Raw genomic sequence first — 18,399 nt, 5'->3', positions numbered from 1 at the left:
GATTATAATGGAAAGGGAAGCTCAGTTAAGTGGCTCCAGTAGTCATGATATGGATTATTCCTACGATAACGTTTCTTCTTCAGGGGATCATCCATCTGCGTATAGTGATTCAGCTGCAGAAGTTCCTGAAGGTGCAGAACCTCGCAAATCTAGGATAGTAATTGTTGGGACTGCCCATGTCTCGGAAAAAAGTGTGCAAGAGGTCAGGGAAACTATCCAGCGGGAAAAACCTGATATTGTTGCAGTGGAACTTTGCCGGGCACGCTATGAAGCCCTGCAGAATCCGAATCAGTCTTCTTCTACGGAACTTCCAATCAAAGAGATGCTTACAGGGGGCAAATTCTACTTCCTTCTAATCCAGGTGCTTCTTTCCTATGTACAGAAAAAAATCGGAAGTGAAATGGGAGTCGATCCGGGCTCCGAGATGATTGCTGCCATTGATGCCGCTAAAGCAGAAGGACATGAAATAGCTCTGGTAGACAGGGATATACAGGTTACAATGCAGCGTTTCTGGTCTTCCATGGGATTTTTTGAAAAAGCACGTATGATGTGGGAACTCATAAGTGCTGCCTTAGGTATTGGCGGAGGACAGGAAGTTGATATGGACAATATCACAAGTTCGGATGCCATTTCCGTGCTTACAGAAGAACTCAGGGACACGGCACCAAATGCAAGCAAAACCCTGATTGACGAACGGGATGCCTACATTGCGGGTAATCTGGTAAATCTGGTTTCAGGTGGCGGGAAAACCGTTGTTGCTGTCGTGGGTGCAGGTCACAAACCCGGAATCCAGAAGTATCTTACCAATCCTTCAACTATTCCTCCCATGCAATCACTTGTGGAAATACCCAAACCCCGCTTCAATATTGTAAAAATGGTAGGGTTTGCGCTGGTAGCACTTGCATTGTTGACTTTCATTTTATTGATTTTCTCAGGTACACCTGTAGAACTGCTATTGCTTGCTTTTGCATGGTGGTTTATCATCAATGGTGTGCTCAGTGCCGCGGGGGCGGCTCTCGCAAAAGGTCATCCCTATTCTGTTCTTACGGCTTTCGGAGTTGCATGGCTCACATCACTAAACCCCATGATGGCAGCTGGCTGGTTTGCCGGGCTTATGGAAGCAAAACAGAGACATCCCACAGGTGCGGATCTCAAGGAAATCACAGAGCTTGAAACATTTGGTGAGATGCAGAATAACAATTTCTTCAGGGTTATAATGGTTGCAGCCCTTGCAAATATTGGAAGTGTTATTGGTACAATCCTTGGTGTGTATGTTATGGTAACCGTAACAGGACTTGATCCCAGGGATATCATCGAAGCCGGTTTCAACAATTTGATGATAAGACTTGGACTGTAAAGTTTCAGAAGTTCCAGTCCTTCATCTTTTCTTTTTCCCGATTATCAGGACATCCGGCAGATTCTCAGCTACTTCATCAAATCTTGAGTACTTTTCCAGCACGTCAACAACCACAGGAAGCGGGTCCGGCCAGATTTCAGGCAAATCCATTTCATCTTCAAAGTTAATCCCAAAGGCCAGTTGTTCTTTTGGAGGCGTGAATCGGGCATCTACTCCTTCCTTATTGCCGCGGGCATCCATACGATACCAGCCGATTTCTGGAAGGTATACAGCATTCAGAGCATGCAGACAAAATGGTTCTCCATTGTCATCTATGCTTAATCGCTGGTAGCAGATTCCGCATGGAATGGAGTTTGCCCTGAGCAGAGCTGCCAGAAGGTGGCTTTTAGCATAACAGTAACCTGTACCGTATTTTAGGACTTCTGAGGCTTTCAGGGTCACGGAATTCATCTTGTGATCATTACTATGCATTATTTCATCCCGCACCCATTCAAAATAACGTCTTGAGATTTCAACAGGGTCTGTACGATCGCCTGCAAGCTCCTTTGCCTTTTGCAGGACTGCGGGATTTATCCAGTCGATTATTTCCGTTGCTCTAAGGTAATCCTGCATATCTGCCATTTTAGTTCACGCAAAAAAAGTCAGCATCAGGAGTAATAAGATTAACGTCCGGGAAACAAGAAAGTTAGGAAAAAGTAAAAAGAAAGAAAAAAGGGACGACCTTAGACAAGGTCGTGAAGGTTGAATTTGTATGGACCGAGGCTGCCACCGTAGTTTCCTGCGGTGATTTTCTTGACACCCGGTACTTTTACGGAAGCCTTGATACCAGCAGACATTGCGTTTGCTACTGCCTCTTCGCTTATACCGTTGATGACAATCTCATAGACTGCACCGACATCTGCAGGAATTTCGGTTCCCTCGATCTGGTCTTTGATTGATGGGCAGAATTTCTCGTTCGCAGTTGCTTTCAGGAACTTGTACTTGTTAGCACCTGGCTTGGAACCACTGGCAACAATTCCTCCTGGGAAAGGTGTGATTGAGCCTTCGACTTTCTCGATTGCTTCAACGGCAGCTTCTGCAGCGTTGAGTGCACTCATCTGGCAGTCTCCGAAGATGAAGAAGTTACCACCTGCAACACCAGCTACTGCACCAATGGAGTGTTCAATAACAAAGTCGCCTTCCATCATTGGAATCTTGTAGGCTTTCCTTCCGCCGACTTCTGTCTCGGATTCTGTTCCGTCTGCGAAGAATTTGAGTTTGAAACCTGTGTCAAACTGCTTTTCTGCATCAGGGAGAGCGTTGAAAACAGCGGTTGTTGGTGCGGTCAGGATACACTGGCTGACTCTTTCAAGGAGCTGTTCTTCAAGTGACTTGTATCCGAATGTGCAGAACTGGACAATTACACCAGGTCTTCCGTCAGGGGTTTCGTCTGCACTGACCATTCTTTCAATACCTGCTTCTGCAGGACACATAATAACTGAAGTACCAAAACCGGTTGCTTCCTAGGCTGCAATTCTTGCCCAGCGCTCGTTTACAGCTGTGATTAATACTCTTCCGATCTTTATTGGAAATGCTTCTGCAAATGTATCTTCGATTTCAACGCCATTAATTTCCATGAAAACACCTTTAAAATGTTGTTTTAAGAGTACAGATTAGATGCCCTTTGCCATACAAATACTCTTCGACATTGTTTTGGGGTTATGGGCTCAAAGTTTAGTCCCGCAACGCTTGCAGTAGGACGCGTCGCTGTCGTGTGTATCCAAACCACAGTTGTTGCAGGTTCCCGAACTGCCACTGTCTTCCTGCTCAAAAACCTGTGGTCCGGTTGTGCGACTGGAAACCCTGATTATAGAGTGGGTTACAATCCCGGTGGGTACCGCAATTATTGAAAAACCTGTTATCATGATTATTGAGGCTATCACATGTCCAAGCGGTGTGGTCGGGACAATGTCACCATAACCCACCGTGGTTATCGTTGTGATTGCCCAGTAGATACTTTCCGGGATACTTGTAAAATCCGGGTTTTCATTTTCGACAACATACATCAATGAACCAAGAATTATCACAATATTTAGAACAGCAAAGAGAAAAACCACAATCTTACGCTGACTTTCACGGAAAGCTTCCATGAGGAGTTCAGCTTCACTGAGGTACTGGACAAGTTTGAGAATCCTGAAGATCCTCAAAAGCCTGAGGCTGCGTATTACCAGCAGGAATTGCCCGCCGGGGAGGAACATCGTCAGGTATGTTGGGAGCACTGCGATGAGATCAATTATCCCGAAAAAACTGAGAGCATATTTCTTTTTTTCCCGGACACATGCTATTCTCAACAGGTATTCGATTGTAAAGAGGATTGTGAATGCCCACTCCATGAAATGAAATGTGTTGTGATAAGTTGTGCTCAGGGATTGAACACTATCCAGCATTACTACAAGCACGCTGGCTACTATTACAAGTATGAGTCCCAGATCAAAAGATTTCCCTGCGGCTGTGTCGGCTTCAAAAATAATGCTGTATATGGGCTCTTTCCAGCTTCCCTTCTCAGGAGCGTTTTCATACCTGTATTTGCTCTTCACCTGAATCCCCCGATTGTTTCAACTATATACCCTAGTTTACTACAGTCTTTTTGCTTAAAATATTATTTTTGTTCAGTTTACGTTGTCCTGCATTCATACAAAATATTCCTGAATTTTGGACGAAGTTTTATTTATAAGTGAAATTAATTAAATGGTATGGATTTGGCACCAATGATTGATCAGTTAACTAACCCCAATATTATTGTTGGATATATCATTGGAATAGTTGGTATCATTATAGCCATAAAATCAAGAAAAGAAAAGAGACCCTCTTATTCTACACGTAGCTTCAATATCATAGATAGCTCAATTAGCAAATTTGAATCCTTAAACATTCTTTATTCTGATGAGCAAATTGAAAATTTAACTGTATCAAAACTTATTTTTTGGAACAAAGGTCGAGAAACAATTGACGGATCAGACATCACACCTGCAGAACCACTATTTATTGTTCCAAAAAAGAATTGCAAAATACTTGACGCCAAAATTATTGATTCTAAAGAACCTGCAAACAATTTTTCTCTTGAAAAAATAGCAGATGAAAAGGGATTTCAGCTAAAATTTGATTATGTAGACAAAGATGAAGGTATAATTGCAAAAATTGTTCACACCGGCACATCGGGAGAAGATTTTGAAATTATAGGGAAAATAAAAGGAGCGGGGAGCCCAAAATATACAGAAGTAAATCGAACGCCTCTAAAATACCCTCGTTTATCATACAGGCAAAGCCAATTGCTCATTATTCTGGTGTTCTCTCTTTTTGGAATTATTGTTGTTTATATGGGTATAAATACCACAAGTCTGTTTTTAAAATTCATGTTGGCACTAATCATAGGAGCTATATTTAGTGCCGTCTACCTCCTCTTCAAAGCGATTGTTCCTAGAGGTTTTGATGCATTTTATGATGATTTTTAACTTCGACTAATCGGCAGGATAATAACATTACGTGAACCTTTAAGCAATCCTTTAGCCAACCTTTATCTAACAAAAATCCCATATATGAGATACGTCTCAAAAATGAGAGGTTACGTTTTATGCATACCATTCCTTCACTTAAGAATCTGGGATTGCTGGGCGCACTGGACCGGCCCATCAAGCTTTCTTCAGCCGAATTTGCGGAATACCTTTCCACAAGCTCCAAGACAGCTGCGCGGATACTCAAGATGCTGGAGGAAGAGGGGTTTGTTGACAGGAGACTTGTTGCAGGCGGGCAGATGATCCAGATTTCCCTGAGCGGGAAGGCAATTCTTGAGAAGGAGTATGCAGATTATCTTCATATTTTCGGTGGCAATGGAGGTCATGAGCATGTTGAGCTCCACGGCCATGTGGTGACAGGTCTTGGTGAAGGGCAGTATTACATCGGGCAGGAAGGTTACCAGCGGCAGTTTCATGAGAAGCTGGGTTTTTCCCCGTATCCGGGAACCCTGAATATCCATCTGACGGATTTCAGCATGAAACTGCGTGAAGGGGCAGAGAAGGGTGCAGTGATACCGCTGGCTGGGTTTACCGACGGTGAGAGGACATTCGGTGGTGTCAGTTGTTACCGTGTTTACATTAACGGTGTCGAGGCAGCGGTAGTGATGCCTGACAGGACACATTATCCAAAGGATTTGCTTGAGATTGTTTCCCCGGTGGAATTGCGAAAGGAATTGAAACTCAAAGACGGGGATGAAGTGCGTATTGTTATTGACGGGAGTTAAGAGGAAAGAAGAGGCGAGTTTAATGGAAGATTCTGTTTTTAGTCCAAGTATCCGAAAAGGTATTGAAGCTGTCCGGGAAGGCAAGATGATCTTTATTTTCGATTCGGATAGCAGGGAAGGGGAGACTGATTTCACAATTCCGGCAGCAGCGGTTACAGCCGATGATGTCAGGTGGATGCGTGTTGACGGCGGTGGGCTTATCTGTGTAGCACTTGCCGATGACGTTTGTGAGAAGCTCGGCCTGCCTTTCATGGCGGATGTCCTGCATGATGTCGAATCGGAATGGCCTGCCATCAAGAGTATTGCAGAGAAGGCCGGTGATCTGAAATACGACAACCGATCCTCATTCTCCCTCTGGGTAAATCACCGTGACACAAGAACCGGCATTCCAGACAGGGAGCGTGCCCTTACAATCAATAAGCTCGCGGAAATCAGTGAGATAACCCGCAACAGCAATCCCGGAAACGTGGATTTCGGTGCTGAATTTCGTGCACCCGGCCACGTAGCATTACTTCGGGCGGCACCCGGACTCATGGAGAACCGCAGCGGCCAGACCGAACTCTCCATTGCAATGGCGGAAATCGCAGGCATTTCCCCGGCTATGGTGGTCTGCGAGATGCTGGATGACAGCACAGGTAAAGCCCTGACAAAAGAAGATGCAAAGAAGTATGCAGAGATGCACGATTGTGTTTTCCTCGGAGGCGCCGAGATTACCGAAGCCTATGAACTGTGGAAATCCTCATCCGCCTGATAGATCAGGTCATCGGAATCAGACCGTCGAAAACTATCAGAAAAAGTGATATAGATAAAGTTCTAATTAGATGCTCAGACCCCGTGGGGCCGTAGGGTAGCCTGGTCCATCCTGCAAGGCTGGGGGTCTTGCGACTTGAGTTCAAATCTCAGCGGCCCCACCATAAAACCCGATATTCGCTTCCCGAAACTCGCTTCGGGAGCGCGAGGTCCGTTTCGCTATCACGTAAAATCGAAGATTTTACGGGAGATTCTGATTTTCAATCAGAATCATGCTCAAGCGGACTGGAATTGATTTCTTCTGATTGCTTTTGCTTGATACGAGCAATTCTTTTCCTTGCAATCTTTCCCCACTCTCTTTTAATGCCTTCATCTTCTATGATTTCCAGCTGTTTAATTGCTATATCTGTATTATCTCCCAAATGCACTGCATTTTCACCTATTTTTTGTATTGCATCTAATACAAACTCGAGTTCTAGTCTAGTTTCATGTCGAACCATTTCCCGACCTATGTTTCCTAGTGGAATCAAGGTGAGATATACAGAATTTGGGCAATCATTTTGTGCAGCTTTTTCACCAATTCTTGCGTATGCATGAATTATGTTGTCAATATCCCAGTAAGATTCAGTTTGTAGTACTCTGTCTTCGATAAACCCCAGTGAATAGATTATTTGTTCGACCTCTTGACACCATTTTTTTTCGATTACATCTTGGCTAACACGATCTAATGCACTTATTAGGCTTGAATCCACGCCTTTAAAGCTAGGATACTGACAAAAGGTATTCAACGCAGATATTACGTTGCTAGTAGCAGATTTCTGTCCCTTTTCTCCTGCCATTATTCCTATTTTTTTCAGGGTATAAATCGAAGAAACTACCAGATAGTTTTGATTGCTGAGTGCTTGTACCCCAATCTCTTCCAATACGCTAACAATAGATTTGGTTGCCCTTTCCAAGCCATTTTTGACCGTATTATTTGCTATCTTGGCGAAACAACCCATAAAAATCTCAAAAGATTCCTCATCGCCTCTTTTTAGAGATAACATGCTAACTCTTTTTAAGTGATTAGCAACATGCTCTGAAACCTCTTTTTCATGCTCCTTGCTCAATATTTCGCTTGTTTTGATGGAGAGAGCATTTGATCCTGTTCTTAAGGTTGCGTAATCATACTTCATCATGGAGGCAGTGAGAATATCAATGATGGGTAAGAAAGGATCTTCTTCTCCATTTTTGTTCAAAATTTTCAAGTCTTGTGTTTGATCGTTTGTGGAAGTTGTAGCAAAGTCCATTTTTTCTTTTGTTATACTTTCTGACAGCAATCGTATGATCTTGGTGGGATTCATTAAAGACATGGTATTCCAACTGTAGGGGAAAAGGCATAGAAAAGCTCCCACTCCAAACAAATATTCTAATGTAAGAAGGTATTTGAAACTCAGAATCCCGTCAGCTGGTAGAACATCAGTGCCAACACTGTTTATTAATCCCAGTCCAAAGACGATAGCGATTACATAGACGAATATGAGTATCCATAAGTCTGGCATCGTCTTGTAAAAATCAATTACTCTTGATGAATAAGACTGTGCTGAAAGCTGGATTGCTACCAAGCTAAGCGTAACAACAATTGCAATAACTGCAGCCAAGCTCTGCACCAAGGCACTGAGCATGTATCTGACATTATCTTCATTTACTCCACTTTGCAGGAAGCTGTAATCTGAGATAGCAGGTATTAATAGAGTTGCCAAGCGAAATGCTAGACCAATACAGGCAAAAAAGAAAACGTAAAACGTCACACGATTAGCCCATTTTGGCTCATTCAACCATCCCAGTTGTTCCTGTAAGTTCTCAAACATTTCATTGGAAAAAGCAGTTGTAAATGATATAAAAGTATTGAAAGAGGGCTGAAAAAATAAAAGTAGTGCCACCAAATCCGGCGGCATCCACAAATTCACTTACGGCTTCTCTGCACAAGCAGGAAAGCAGCCAAAAGTCCCAAAGGCATCAGCAGGCTTCCGAGGGGTGTTGCGTTGGCAGGTGTTTCCTCGGCTGGTGGGAGTTCTTCGCCTTCAGGCAGGTAAACTTGTGTGTCCGGGTGGAAAGCGTACCAGGCGAACCAGAAGTCTCTTTCCTTAACGATTTCCTCTCCTGTATCCGTATTTGTGATGGTGACTATTCCTGCCTCGTCTCTTTCCACAAGTACATTTGTGCCGTTTACGGTGTCTTCAATTGAGCCCATTTCAACGAGGTCATCCTCGCGGTAGGCCTTGAAAACGCCCTCTATTTCCACTCCAAAAATCACTGTTTTTGGGTGAATCCTGTTGTCTTCTTCTTCAACCGGGAAGAACACAAAGCTGTTCTCGTAGTAGCTGCCGTAGGGATCGGTTCCGTAGCGTCTGTCGAAGCCGGTATTCTGGCTCAGAACCTCGGAATCCGGATGAGCAACCTTCCAATCCCTCCAGGCGACGGTATCGATGGATATGGCTGTAAGCTCCGTGCCTGTGAGTTCGCCGACGATAGCAAGCCCGTCAATCTGAGTCCAGTAGGAATTCGTCTTCCTGTCATACATCACAAGATTGGAATTGTACAACTTTCCTGAGGTTCCGAATTCCACGGGTTCGCCATCGATTGTCCTCTCATAGGCAATTCCGGAACCGCATAGCGGGCAGTATGTGATAAGAATTGGCTCACCGTTTATTTCCTCGTTGACAATCTCATGCCAGACCATAATCTGCAGCGGATAGACACGTTTCTTATCGTTGTAGATCAATGCCAGCACAAGCTCGTTGTCCGCAATCCAGTCATCAGCTTCTGCAACACTTACGAATTCGGGATTGTCGATTGAGGGGATACCGTCCATTGGAGGTCCCCCGGAGACGATTTTCTCGGGGTCAACAATGTATTTGACTCCTAAGTCGGTCAGCATTATACCCTGCTCAATTTCCATCTCGTCGAGCTCAGGAATCCTTTCAACAGGTCCCTCTTCCTGTGCAGCCCCAACGATAGAAAGTATGCAAATCGCCAGCAATGCACACATAATTTTCAGTTTCATATTATTCCCTTAAAGATCTTGAAAACGAACAGCAGGTAGTATACCGAAATCACCAGCATGATGGAACCGGTTGCGAGATTGATCCTTCTCTTGTGCTTGATAAGGAATCCGATAATTGATTTGCTCCTTGCGGATGAAATTGCCGAGAAGACAAGCAACGGGAAACTTATCCCGACGCCAAAGGCTACGAAGTTCAGGAAATTCTGGATGAAATCAACAACCAGCAGGGTCTTGGTGAAAAGGGCCGCGATGAAAAGCGGGTTGCAGGGAACAACGATTGCTCCGAAAAAGAACCCGTAAAGGAATGCACTGACAAACGGATTGCCTTTCCTTCCTACCTGTTTCTGTGGAAGGAACTGTCCGATATCATAGTCCAGTATGAGAAGGATGCTGATCACAAACAGTATCCCGAAGGCTATCGGGGAGATAACTCCTATAACATTTGTCAGTGAAACCTGCAGGATGGTTGTAAATACCAGTCCCAGGAGGGTCATGAAAAGGATAGCACCCGCACTTACCAGCAATCCAAAGATAATCGGTAGCTTGCTTTTTTCTTCCACATTCTTCATCTGGTTTGAAAGATAGGTCAGGAATGCAGGATACAGTGGAAGTACGCATACTGCAGTCAGCGGTGTGAGCAATCCCAGCGTGAATGAAACGGAAAGATCAGCCAGGAACGCGAGAAGTGTTGCCATTTCAGCAACCTTCCTCGACTTCTGCTATCAATTCTTCTGCGGATTTCACATTTCTCTGGAGGAATCTTGTGGACTGGTCCTCACACACAAGGATGACCGGTGCACCTGGAGCGTTGACAACTTCAAGTCCGAACTCGTCAATTAAAGCCTGGGTATATTCATCCGGCGGGACGGCGAAATACCATTCAAACCCATGCTCTGTAAAGTGTTCCCTGACCGCTTCCTCGTCCTCGTTGGGATCAGTGTCAAGGGAAATGTGAATTATCCTATCGCCTTCTAGATCGATGAGTTCCTGCATCTCCCTTTGTTGCCTGAGACAGGTAGGGCACCACACTGCAAAACTCTCGATAAGGACAGGGGTTCCCTCAAAATCGCTTATCCTGAAAGTCTCACCTGTAGCAATGTCGGTCAGTTCCATGTTCTTCCAGTCTACAGTTTCAGCAGGAGTTTCGTCGGTAGTTCCCTGCTCGGTGCATCCTGAAATGAAAAGAAATGATATTACCACAGCTAAAGCTAATATTTTCTTAAAAGCCATATTACCAAACCAATTAAATTTAGAATGCTATTTATGTTAAAGATTTCGCGAGTTATCAGAGAGTCTGAAGAAGATCACTCGAAGCTCAGAAATGTATTTTTCCATAAAACCTGAAAGAAAATTACTCCAAAAGTTACAAATACATGATGTGCGGTAAATCTAATATTAAGTTTGAATTAGATAACTTTGAGGGTAGCTACAATGGCTATAGACATATTCAGTTTTATACCGGTAATCATTGGAGTAGTGGTTGGATTTCTGGTTTCCAGTAGGAAGCGAAGTAAATCTGGAGAGCCTGAACACGACGAAAGAACTGAAAAAGTGGCAGGGAAAGCTGCAAGAAGTACTATTGTTGTGCTGATGATTTCCTTTGCAGTGATTCTCTGGGGAGATATCTTCAATCTATTCAAACTGGAAACAAGAGAAACAATAGCCATATTGTTTCCTGTTTTGCTGCTATCAATGCTGGGATTTGTTACTTACTACACGTCAAAGGATCTATAATGGGGGATTATTATGAAAATAAGATTTGATAAGCACAGTCTAAGGTTTCTGACAGCCATTGCCGTGACCTTCCTGCTTGGAATTGTCCTTTGGTACTCTCCGTATTCTTGGATTGGCATGTATTTCATAATTACATCCCTGATTCTTGTAGTGATGTTTTTCTATGCATCTTTCCAGCCACGGGATCACATCACATGTGATGAAAGGTCCACACGGGTTACTGAAAAGGCGGGATATCATGCTTTCTGGGTTCTCTTGATGTCCATGCTAATCCTGACAGTGATAGACCGGCATACTGACCTGTTTTACGACAAAATGTTACTCAGGGATGTAAGCACCGAGCTATTTTTAGTTGGGATATACTCATTGCTGATTCTGAAATGGTATTATAATAAGAAAGATTTATGAGACATACCCATGAAAACCAGAATCAAAGAACTTCGTGCCAGATATGACCTGACTCAGGAAGAGCTTGCAAAAAGAGTTGGGGTCAGAAGGGAAACAATCCTTTTCCTGGAAAAGGGAAAGTACAACCCCTCCCTGAAATTAGCTTATGCAATTGCGCGGGTCTTTGATTCAAGTATAGAAGACGTTTTCATTTTTGAAGAAGAAACCGGGCCGGAATAAACAGCATTCTTCTGTTTTTCCTTCCAAATAATAGTTACATTTTTGTCCGATAGTATCATTTTCATCTTAATCAAAATCAGTGGTGGCCATACTATCGAACCGGTAATTGTTGCTGAAAACCTGAAAAAGCACTTTAATGGCTTCGTTGCTGTTGATGATGTGAGTTTTACCGTCAACAGCGGAGAGGTTTTTGGATTCCTTGGTCCAAACGGCGCAGGAAAAACCACCACCATGAGAATGATACAATGTGTTTCTCCCCTTGATGGTGGCAAGCTTGAAGTTTTCGGGCTCGATGTCAGCAAAAAACACCGCGAAATAAAAAGTTTCATGGGCGTTGTTCCGCAGGAAAACAATCTGGATCCTGATTTTTCCGTGTACAAGAACCTCTATGTTTTTTCACGTTATTTTGATATTCCCAAAGCAGAAGCAGAAAAAAGAATTGGGGAATTGCTGGAGTTTGTCCAGTTGAATGAGAAAAAGGACACAGTAACCGATGCTCTCTCCGGAGGTATGAAAAGGCGGCTGATCCTTGCCCGTGCCCTCATAAACAATCCCAAACTCCTGATGCTCGACGAACCCACGGTGGGACTGGACCCGCAATCCAGGCACATAATGTGGGATAAACTCAGGGAACTCAAGAAAAACGGGGCTACCATTGTAATGACTACCCATTATCTTGAGGAAGCCGCCCAGCTATGCGACAGGCTTGTGGTAATGGATAACGGCAAGATCCTCGTGGAGGGTACCCCTGAAGATATAATACAGGAAAACATAGGCAGCGACATCGTGGAAACCGAAGATAGCGAGGAAATACGCACCTGTCTGGAAAATAACAAGGCCCGCTATGAAGTAATAGGGGATATCATTCAGATCTATACCAGCCATCCCCAGATGATAACGGATCGTTTGATGAATGAGTGCACTCTTGTAAAAATCACGGCACGAAAGGCAACACTGGAAGACGTGTTCCTGAAACTTACCGGACGAAAACTGAGGGAATAATCATGGGATATTTCAGCATTCCTGACATAACCACAAGATCCTTCAAGGTCTGGTTGCGCAACCGTGATGTGTTCGTGAGCTCATTCAAAGTAAATTTCCTACCTCCCCTTGTCGAACCCATACTCTACCTCTTTGCGCTGGGTTTCGGGCTGGGGAACTACATCACCGACATTGACGGTGTATCCTATGCGGAATTCATCGCTCCCGCACTCATAGCCACATCGGTGATGTTTGCCGGCTTTTACGAATGTACGTTCGGCTCTTATGTGAGGATGTATTACCAGAAAACTTTCGACGCAATCATAGCAACTCCGCTGAATATCGATGAAGTAATAGCAGGAGAGTTGTTCTGGGGTGCTACCCGTAGTGTTATAAATTCCATTATAGTGCTTCCGGTCATGGCAGTATTCGGGCTTGTGGTCTTCCCGCATTCCCTTCTGATAATACCCTTCGCATTTCTTGCAGGACTCCTGTTTTCCTGTATTGCCATGTGCTTTACCGCCGTAACCCCAAATATTAACTCACTGACCTATCCATCTCTCCTTTTCATCACACCGATGTTCCTCTTCAGCGGAACATTTTTCCCTCTTTCACTGCTCCCACAGGCGGTCCAGTACTTCGCTCTGGCAACACTACCGCTTGCGCATATAGTGATAGTTATACGTTCCCTGACGTCAGGAATTCTTGATGTTTCAATCCTATTCAGTTTGGCATGGATGATTGTTGTAACAGCTCTTCTCTTCCTGCTTTCAATAAACCTTATGAAGAAAAGGCTTGTCGTCTGAAAAGGAGATACGTGAAATGAACAAATATGCAAAAATGGCTCTGTTTGGTTTTATACTGTGGGTGATTCCGTTTTTTTCCGGATTTCCCTTCGTGGATTCAAGTGGGAACTTCCTCATCGATGAGATTTTCTTCAAGACAATAATGATACTTGTGGGCGGCTTTACCGGGGTGATACTTGCGGTTGCATACTTCAAGGACATCCGTACAGATTATGTGAAGGACGGTATTCTTCTTGGGGTCATCTGGCTGGTAATCAGTCTCGGCCTGGATCTGGTCATGATGAGTGCAGGTTTTTTCCCGATGACAGTTGCAGAGTATTTTGCTGAAATCGGACTGAGATATCTTATAATGCCGATGTATACTATCGGTATGGGATATGCTTTGATGCAGAACAGCCAGTAATCTATACCGATAGAAAACTGGCCTTTCCTTTTTTTTAATAGTTATAGCTTCGAACAATTTTGTAGCTTAAGCTAAGTTTATACCCAATAGTTACGATCTTTTCCTTATTCAAAAATCAAATCAATCGGGTAGTGTTAAAAATGAGATCCATAGGGGTTGTACAGGGTTCTTTCCTTGTGTTGTTAATATTATCAGGCATCTTCGCAGCAGGATGCATCGGTCCAGATGGGGAGGGTGATTTCCCTCCTGCAAATGAAGCTCTTTCCTGTGAGGAAGGAGGCACTTACTCAACAGAAGATGAATATCTCCTGCTGGTTCCAAAAATGATGTTCTCAGGCGGGGAAAGCTCTGTGACCATGTCCGCTTTCCTCGATGAGGAGTCGGTGAGCAGGTGCTTTGAATACACACTGACCGATGCAGCCGGTGAGATTATTCCACTGGTCAAGGCATCAACATCCGATGCAGGAAACACTGTTGCAAAGTTCGATGTGCCTGACATTGAGGAAGGCAGCTACACCCTGACTGCAACACCTGTTGGTGCGGATTCTGGTTTCACAACGACTATACAGGTAATCCAGAACAATCCCATTTTCATTGAGACTGACAAACCGATTTACAAGCCCGGGCAGACCATACACGTTCGCCTGCTTTGCCTGAACAACAACCTTGTTCCGGTGGTTCAGGACACAGAGGTCGAAATTTCCGATGCAAAAGGCGTGAGGATATTCAAGGATGAACTTACCACCAATGAATACGGAGTTGCATACTTCGACCTGCCACTGGCTTCCGAACTGAATCTGGGAACATGGAAGGTAAAGGCAACATCCGGAACTTCGATGTCCGAGGTGGATATCAGGGTGGAGCAATATGTTCTCCCAAAGTTCGATCTGGAATTATCCACGGAAAAGAATTGGTTCCTTGTGGACGATCCGATTACGGGAGTCGTTTCTGCAGAATACTTCTTCGGCAAGGACGTTGAGGGTACAGTCGAGATAGAAGCCATGAGATACGTGGGTGTTTGGGAAGAATACACCACCTACTCAGGCAATCTTGAAGACGGATTTGTTGAATTCGAACTCGATCCTGTGGAATACGTAGCAGGTACCTTCGGTGCCGCCGGACAGGGCAGTGTCATGCTCAATGTAACCGTTACCGACACAGGTGGTAATGTTGAGGAAACCACTGAGCTGCTGACCATTGCACAGCATCCGGTTGTACTGCAGATGATACCCGAATCCGATTCCATCAAACCGGGAATGCCCTTGCAGGTTCTCATAGTTACAAAAGACCCCGGAGGACAGCCACTGGAGCAGGAAGTGACGATTTCCGCAGATATCTATGATGAAAGGTATGAGAGAACAACTCAGGAGGAAACCGTTGCCACGGAAAATGGGGTTGCATTGCTGACATTTGACATCCCCGTGGATACCACCAGCCTTGAACTTCGTGCAGAATCAGAAGGCATAGATGTCTTCAGTTCCCTGACGGCAGCTTATTCACCAAGCGCCAGTTTCCTGCACATAAGCCAGGTGACAGATGGTGTACCCGAAGTTGGTGACACAATTTCCTTCAAGGTTTACTCAACCAACAAGGGTACAGTGTTCTATGATGTTTTCGCCAACGGCAGGACAGTATATTCTGCCACAAGTGACGAGTCCCAGATAAACATCCCGATAACACCGCAGATGAGTCCTTCTGCGAAAGTGGTTGCCTATATGATAAATCCGAACAACGAAGTCTCCGCTGACAGCCTACCCTTTGATGTGAGATTCAGTTCACAGGTGGACCTTTCTTCAAGCTTTGACAGGGAGATTGTTGAACCCGGAGCTGATGTCCTCGTTGAGCTTGACGCAGGAACCAAATCAATGATCGGGGTGTCCATTGTGGACGAATCTGTCTTTGCATTGAGTCAAGGCAGGCTCAACCTGAAACAGGTGTTCGACGAACTTGAAATCCGCTTCATGGAACCCCAGGTGGAGGCACATCCTTCATGGGGTTATCAGGAATCAGCTTATGATGTTATTGACGATGCAGGCATGATTGTGCTGGCATCGGGCAGTCTGGAAATTCCCCAGAACCAGAGAAATGTCTGGGAAGTCCAGGAATTTGCCGGCTTTGAAATGGCTCTCGATGCAGTAGAAGTCGAGGAAGAAGCTGAAATGGAAGTACCAATGGAACCTTCGGCAGCAGATGACGGTACAGGCGGAGAACTCGCAGAAGTCCAGAGAGTGAGGCAGTTCTTCCCCGAGACATGGGTCTGGATGCCTGATATCATAACTGACGATAGTGGTAAGGCAAACCTCGACCTTATCGCGCCCGATTCCATTACAACATGGAGATTGCATGCGGTATCTTCCAGTCCGGAGGGTATAGGCATATCCGAGACCGGATTAACCGTATTCCAGGATTTCTTCATTGATCCTGATCTCCCGTATGCTGTAATCAGGGGTGAGGAGTTCCCTGTTCAGGTGCAGGTTTACAACTATCTTGACAATCCGCAGGATGTGAAACTGACCTTGAGTGGTGCAGACTGGTTTGAACTTGTGGGCGAGGATGTGGTTGAGGTAAGTGTGGATGCCAACAGTGTGACATCTGCAAGCTTTACAATCCGACCAACGGAAGTTGGTGTTCAGGAAGTCGAACTGACCGGCCAGACCACCGAGAAAGCCGATGCAATACGCAAGACTGTGATTGTTGAAGCAGAAGGTGCCACAAGGGAAATTGTGAACAATGGTATCCTGAAGAACGGCAGTGTTGAACTGGATGCCACACTTCCGGAAGTTATTGTCCCGGATTCCGAGAAAGTACTTGTGAGTTTCACCCCGAGCATTGTGGCCCAGAGTATCAGCGGAGTCGATGACCTGCTTGGTATGCCATACGGATGCGGTGAGCAGAATATGATGCTGTTCTCCACGGATGTTGAAGTATTAAGGTATCTCAAGGCAACCAACCAGCAAAATCCCGAGTTGCAGGCAAAGGCACTGACCTTCATCACAACTGGTTACCAGAGGGAACTGACTTTCCAGCGTACAGACGGATCATTCTCTGCATTCGGGGAAAGTGATCCTGAAGGAAGCCTTTGGCTTTCCGCTTTTGTGCTTTCACAGTTTAGCGGGGCACGGGATCTCACAACCATTGATGAGAATGTTCTCAGGGACACGGCTGACTGGATAGGATCACACCAGAAAGAAGATGGTTCTTGGGAGTCTGTTGGTTTTGTAATCCATCAGGATATGATGGGTGGAGTCAGCGGGACCTACGCACTGACAGCCTATATCGCTCTTGCACTCGATGAATACGGTTTTGCAACTCCTGAAGTAATGGACGGTGCACGCATTTATCTTGAGGACAATCTTGACTCCCAGGATGACCCATATGCTCTTGCCATCAGCACTCTTGCACTTGAAAAACTGGGAAGTGAGAGGGCAGATGATGCAAGGAACATGCTTCTGGAACTTGCAAAGGAAGACGAGAATGGTATGTACTGGGGATACGACGACGTAATTCCGGAACCCTATGAATATGGGGGATATGGCATATATCCGGTTTCAAGCAAGAACGTTGAAACAACAGCTTACGCCACTCTTGCACTCATTGAAGTAAATGATCCACGTGCAAGCTCTTCCCTGAAATGGATAGCTGCACAGCGCAATTCCAATGGAGGATTTTCCAGTACTCAGGATACCGTGATGGCTTTCAGGGCATTGATGACTGCAGCAGCTTCAGCTGGCAAGGATGTGGATGCCACCATAACTGTCAGTGGTGATGGGGAGGAAATCAAGAGTATAAGGATCACTTCCGAGAACTATGATGTTGTGAATGTCATTGAGATTCCTGAAGGAACGGAAAGATTGGAATTGAGTCTTACCGGAAGCGGGGAGGTTAATTACCAGCTTGTCAGGCGTTTCAATGTAATCCTCCCCGAGGTAATTGAGTATGAGGAAATCGAACTGGATGTGGAATACGATTCCACGGATGTGGCAGTTGATGATATTGTAACAGTTGATGTTCGCCTGAAGTACAACGGGCTTCCGGGAATCCGGGGTGTTGTTGAGTCCAGCGGTATGATGATAGTTGATATTGCAGTACCCACAGGCTTCACACCGGTATCTTCAAGCCTTGAAGCACTCAAGGAAGATGGAACCATTACTCGTTATGAAATAGCGGGTCGTAAAGTTGTGCTCTATATCGACGAGATGAGTCCCGGAGAAAGAATGGATTTCTCCCTGCAGATGAGGGCTAAGTTCCCGGTAAAGGCCATGGTGCAGGAAAGCAGTGCTTACTCATACTATAATCCTGAGGTCAGGGCTGAAGCAAAAGGAATGGACATTGTTGTGACGTGATATTTCCTTGGGAAAGTGGAGTCTTCGATTTGGCTCCACCTCTTTTTTGTTTTTACTGTACAATCTGTTCTATCTA

Annotated in this window: 17 protein-coding genes, 1 tRNA gene and 1 pseudogene; 12 read left to right on the top strand and 7 right to left on the bottom strand. The window is 44.9% G+C overall.

The window, feature by feature from the left end:
• The first annotated feature begins 7 nt into the window (after positions 1 to 7).
• Positions 8 to 1,357: a TraB/GumN family protein gene (locus J2755_RS04100; protein WP_209680243.1), complete on the top strand. Its 1,350-nt coding sequence runs from the start codon at positions 8 to 10 to the stop codon at positions 1,355 to 1,357.
• A 21-nt stretch (positions 1,358 to 1,378) separates the two neighbouring features.
• Here the strand turns inward: J2755_RS04100 and J2755_RS04095 are convergent, their stop codons facing one another.
• The 3 genes and pseudogenes from J2755_RS04095 to J2755_RS04085 form a co-directional block, all read right to left on the bottom strand.
• Complete coding sequence (locus J2755_RS04095; protein ID WP_209680240.1) at positions 1,379 to 1,978, bottom strand: transglutaminase-like domain-containing protein; 600 nt, start codon at positions 1,976 to 1,978, stop codon at positions 1,379 to 1,381.
• A gap of 101 nt (positions 1,979 to 2,079) precedes the next feature.
• Positions 2,080 to 2,973: pseudogene (fhcD, locus tag J2755_RS04090) on the bottom strand (formylmethanofuran--tetrahydromethanopterin N-formyltransferase).
• A 90-nt stretch (positions 2,974 to 3,063) separates the two neighbouring features.
• A complete protein-coding gene (locus tag J2755_RS04085; RefSeq protein ID WP_209680236.1) occupies positions 3,064 to 3,933 on the bottom strand; it encodes an ion transporter in 870 nt (289 codons plus the stop codon).
• Positions 3,934 to 4,089: 156 nt separating this feature from the next.
• Here J2755_RS04085 and J2755_RS04080 point away from each other — a divergent pair, with 156 nt between their 5' ends.
• The 4 genes from J2755_RS04080 to J2755_RS04065 all read left to right on the top strand — a co-directional run bounded on the left by J2755_RS04080 (position 4,090) and on the right by J2755_RS04065 (position 6,547).
• On the top strand, positions 4,090 to 4,848 hold the full coding sequence (locus tag J2755_RS04080; protein WP_209680232.1) for a hypothetical protein: 759 nt from the start codon (positions 4,090 to 4,092) through the stop codon (positions 4,846 to 4,848).
• 119 nt (positions 4,849 to 4,967) lie between these two features.
• Positions 4,968 to 5,633, top strand: coding sequence for a winged helix-turn-helix domain-containing protein/riboflavin kinase (locus J2755_RS04075; RefSeq protein ID WP_209680229.1), 666 nt, complete (start codon positions 4,968 to 4,970; stop codon positions 5,631 to 5,633).
• Between the two features lie 22 nt (positions 5,634 to 5,655).
• Positions 5,656 to 6,384: a 3,4-dihydroxy-2-butanone-4-phosphate synthase gene (gene ribB / locus J2755_RS04070; protein ID WP_209680226.1), complete on the top strand. Its 729-nt coding sequence runs from the start codon at positions 5,656 to 5,658 to the stop codon at positions 6,382 to 6,384.
• A gap of 85 nt (positions 6,385 to 6,469) precedes the next feature.
• Positions 6,470 to 6,547, top strand: a tRNA-Pro gene (locus J2755_RS04065).
• Between the two features lie 96 nt (positions 6,548 to 6,643).
• Here the strand turns inward: J2755_RS04065 and J2755_RS04060 are convergent.
• Genes J2755_RS04060 through J2755_RS04045 form a run of 4 tightly spaced genes read right to left on the bottom strand, consistent with a single transcriptional unit; the run spans position 6,644 to position 10,659 of the window.
• Positions 6,644 to 8,320 carry a DUF2254 family protein gene (locus J2755_RS04060; RefSeq protein WP_209680223.1) on the bottom strand — a complete coding sequence of 559 codons (1,677 nt, stop codon included), beginning with the start codon at positions 8,318 to 8,320 and terminating at the stop codon, positions 6,644 to 6,646.
• An 8-nt stretch (positions 8,321 to 8,328) separates the two neighbouring features.
• Entirely contained in the window at positions 8,329 to 9,429 is a 1,101-nt protein-coding gene (locus J2755_RS04055) for a DUF3179 domain-containing protein (RefSeq protein ID WP_209680220.1), read from the bottom strand.
• Complete coding sequence (locus J2755_RS04050; RefSeq protein WP_209680217.1) at positions 9,426 to 10,124, bottom strand: cytochrome c biogenesis CcdA family protein; 699 nt, start codon at positions 10,122 to 10,124, stop codon at positions 9,426 to 9,428. Before J2755_RS04050 ends, J2755_RS04055 begins: the two co-directional genes overlap by 4 nt.
• 1 nt (position 10,125) lies before the next feature.
• Positions 10,126 to 10,659 (bottom strand): TlpA family protein disulfide reductase, encoded by a 534-nt coding sequence (locus tag J2755_RS04045; protein ID WP_209680214.1) that lies wholly within the window; start codon positions 10,657 to 10,659, stop codon positions 10,126 to 10,128.
• Between the two features lie 201 nt (positions 10,660 to 10,860).
• On the opposite strand from J2755_RS04045, the gene J2755_RS04040 reads away from it, so the two are divergent.
• From J2755_RS04040 to J2755_RS04010, 7 genes are all read left to right on the top strand, one after another.
• Positions 10,861 to 11,163, top strand: coding sequence for a DUF2178 domain-containing protein (locus J2755_RS04040; RefSeq protein WP_209680211.1), 303 nt, complete (start codon positions 10,861 to 10,863; stop codon positions 11,161 to 11,163).
• A gap of 12 nt (positions 11,164 to 11,175) precedes the next feature.
• The gene (locus J2755_RS04035; protein ID WP_209680209.1) at positions 11,176 to 11,571 is read left to right on the top strand and encodes a DUF2178 domain-containing protein; all 396 of its coding nucleotides are present in this window, start codon (positions 11,176 to 11,178) and stop codon (positions 11,569 to 11,571) included.
• A 9-nt stretch (positions 11,572 to 11,580) separates the two neighbouring features.
• The gene (locus J2755_RS04030) at positions 11,581 to 11,790 is read left to right on the top strand and encodes a helix-turn-helix transcriptional regulator (RefSeq protein ID WP_209680207.1); all 210 of its coding nucleotides are present in this window, start codon (positions 11,581 to 11,583) and stop codon (positions 11,788 to 11,790) included.
• A gap of 42 nt (positions 11,791 to 11,832) precedes the next feature.
• Positions 11,833 to 12,792: an ABC transporter ATP-binding protein gene (locus J2755_RS04025; protein WP_245312690.1), complete on the top strand. Its 960-nt coding sequence runs from the start codon at positions 11,833 to 11,835 to the stop codon at positions 12,790 to 12,792.
• 2 nt (positions 12,793 to 12,794) lie between these two features.
• The gene (locus tag J2755_RS04020; RefSeq protein ID WP_209680205.1) at positions 12,795 to 13,577 is read left to right on the top strand and encodes an ABC transporter permease; all 783 of its coding nucleotides are present in this window, start codon (positions 12,795 to 12,797) and stop codon (positions 13,575 to 13,577) included.
• A gap of 16 nt (positions 13,578 to 13,593) precedes the next feature.
• On the top strand, positions 13,594 to 13,980 hold the full coding sequence (locus J2755_RS04015) for a hypothetical protein (protein ID WP_209680195.1): 387 nt from the start codon (positions 13,594 to 13,596) through the stop codon (positions 13,978 to 13,980).
• A 140-nt stretch (positions 13,981 to 14,120) separates the two neighbouring features.
• Positions 14,121 to 18,323, top strand: a complete 4,203-nt coding sequence (locus J2755_RS04010) for an alpha-2-macroglobulin family protein (protein ID WP_209680193.1) — start codon at positions 14,121 to 14,123, stop codon at positions 18,321 to 18,323.
• The last annotated feature ends 76 nt before the right edge of the window (positions 18,324 to 18,399 follow it).

Origin of the sequence: Methanohalophilus levihalophilus, from assembly GCF_017874375.1 — an archaeon.
Classification (GTDB): domain Archaea; phylum Halobacteriota; class Methanosarcinia; order Methanosarcinales; family Methanosarcinaceae; genus Methanohalophilus; species Methanohalophilus levihalophilus.
This window is presented reverse-complemented; position numbering and strand designations above follow the sequence as displayed.

Excerpts from the sequence above, each read along its gene's own strand:
- J2755_RS04100 (WP_209680243.1), top strand. The coding sequence starts at position 8 with ATGGAAAGGGAAGCTCAGTTAAGTGGCTCCAGTAGTCATGATATGGAT.
- J2755_RS04095 (WP_209680240.1), bottom strand. The coding sequence starts at position 1,978 with ATGGCAGATATGCAGGATTACCTTAGAGCAACGGAAATAATCGACTGG.
- J2755_RS04080 (WP_209680232.1), top strand. The coding sequence starts at position 4,090 with ATGGATTTGGCACCAATGATTGATCAGTTAACTAACCCCAATATTATT.
- J2755_RS04075 (WP_209680229.1), top strand. The coding sequence starts at position 4,968 with ATGCATACCATTCCTTCACTTAAGAATCTGGGATTGCTGGGCGCACTG.
- ribB (WP_209680226.1), top strand. The coding sequence starts at position 5,656 with ATGGAAGATTCTGTTTTTAGTCCAAGTATCCGAAAAGGTATTGAAGCT.
- J2755_RS04060 (WP_209680223.1), bottom strand. The coding sequence starts at position 8,320 with ATGCCGCCGGATTTGGTGGCACTACTTTTATTTTTTCAGCCCTCTTTC.
- J2755_RS04055 (WP_209680220.1), bottom strand. The coding sequence starts at position 9,429 with ATGAAACTGAAAATTATGTGTGCATTGCTGGCGATTTGCATACTTTCT.
- J2755_RS04050 (WP_209680217.1), bottom strand. The coding sequence starts at position 10,124 with ATGGCAACACTTCTCGCGTTCCTGGCTGATCTTTCCGTTTCATTCACG.
- J2755_RS04045 (WP_209680214.1), bottom strand. The coding sequence starts at position 10,659 with ATGGCTTTTAAGAAAATATTAGCTTTAGCTGTGGTAATATCATTTCTT.
- J2755_RS04040 (WP_209680211.1), top strand. The coding sequence starts at position 10,861 with ATGGCTATAGACATATTCAGTTTTATACCGGTAATCATTGGAGTAGTG.
- J2755_RS04035 (WP_209680209.1), top strand. The coding sequence starts at position 11,176 with ATGAAAATAAGATTTGATAAGCACAGTCTAAGGTTTCTGACAGCCATT.
- J2755_RS04030 (WP_209680207.1), top strand. The coding sequence starts at position 11,581 with ATGAAAACCAGAATCAAAGAACTTCGTGCCAGATATGACCTGACTCAG.
- J2755_RS04020 (WP_209680205.1), top strand. The coding sequence starts at position 12,795 with ATGGGATATTTCAGCATTCCTGACATAACCACAAGATCCTTCAAGGTC.
- J2755_RS04015 (WP_209680195.1), top strand. The coding sequence starts at position 13,594 with ATGAACAAATATGCAAAAATGGCTCTGTTTGGTTTTATACTGTGGGTG.
- J2755_RS04010 (WP_209680193.1), top strand. The coding sequence starts at position 14,121 with ATGAGATCCATAGGGGTTGTACAGGGTTCTTTCCTTGTGTTGTTAATA.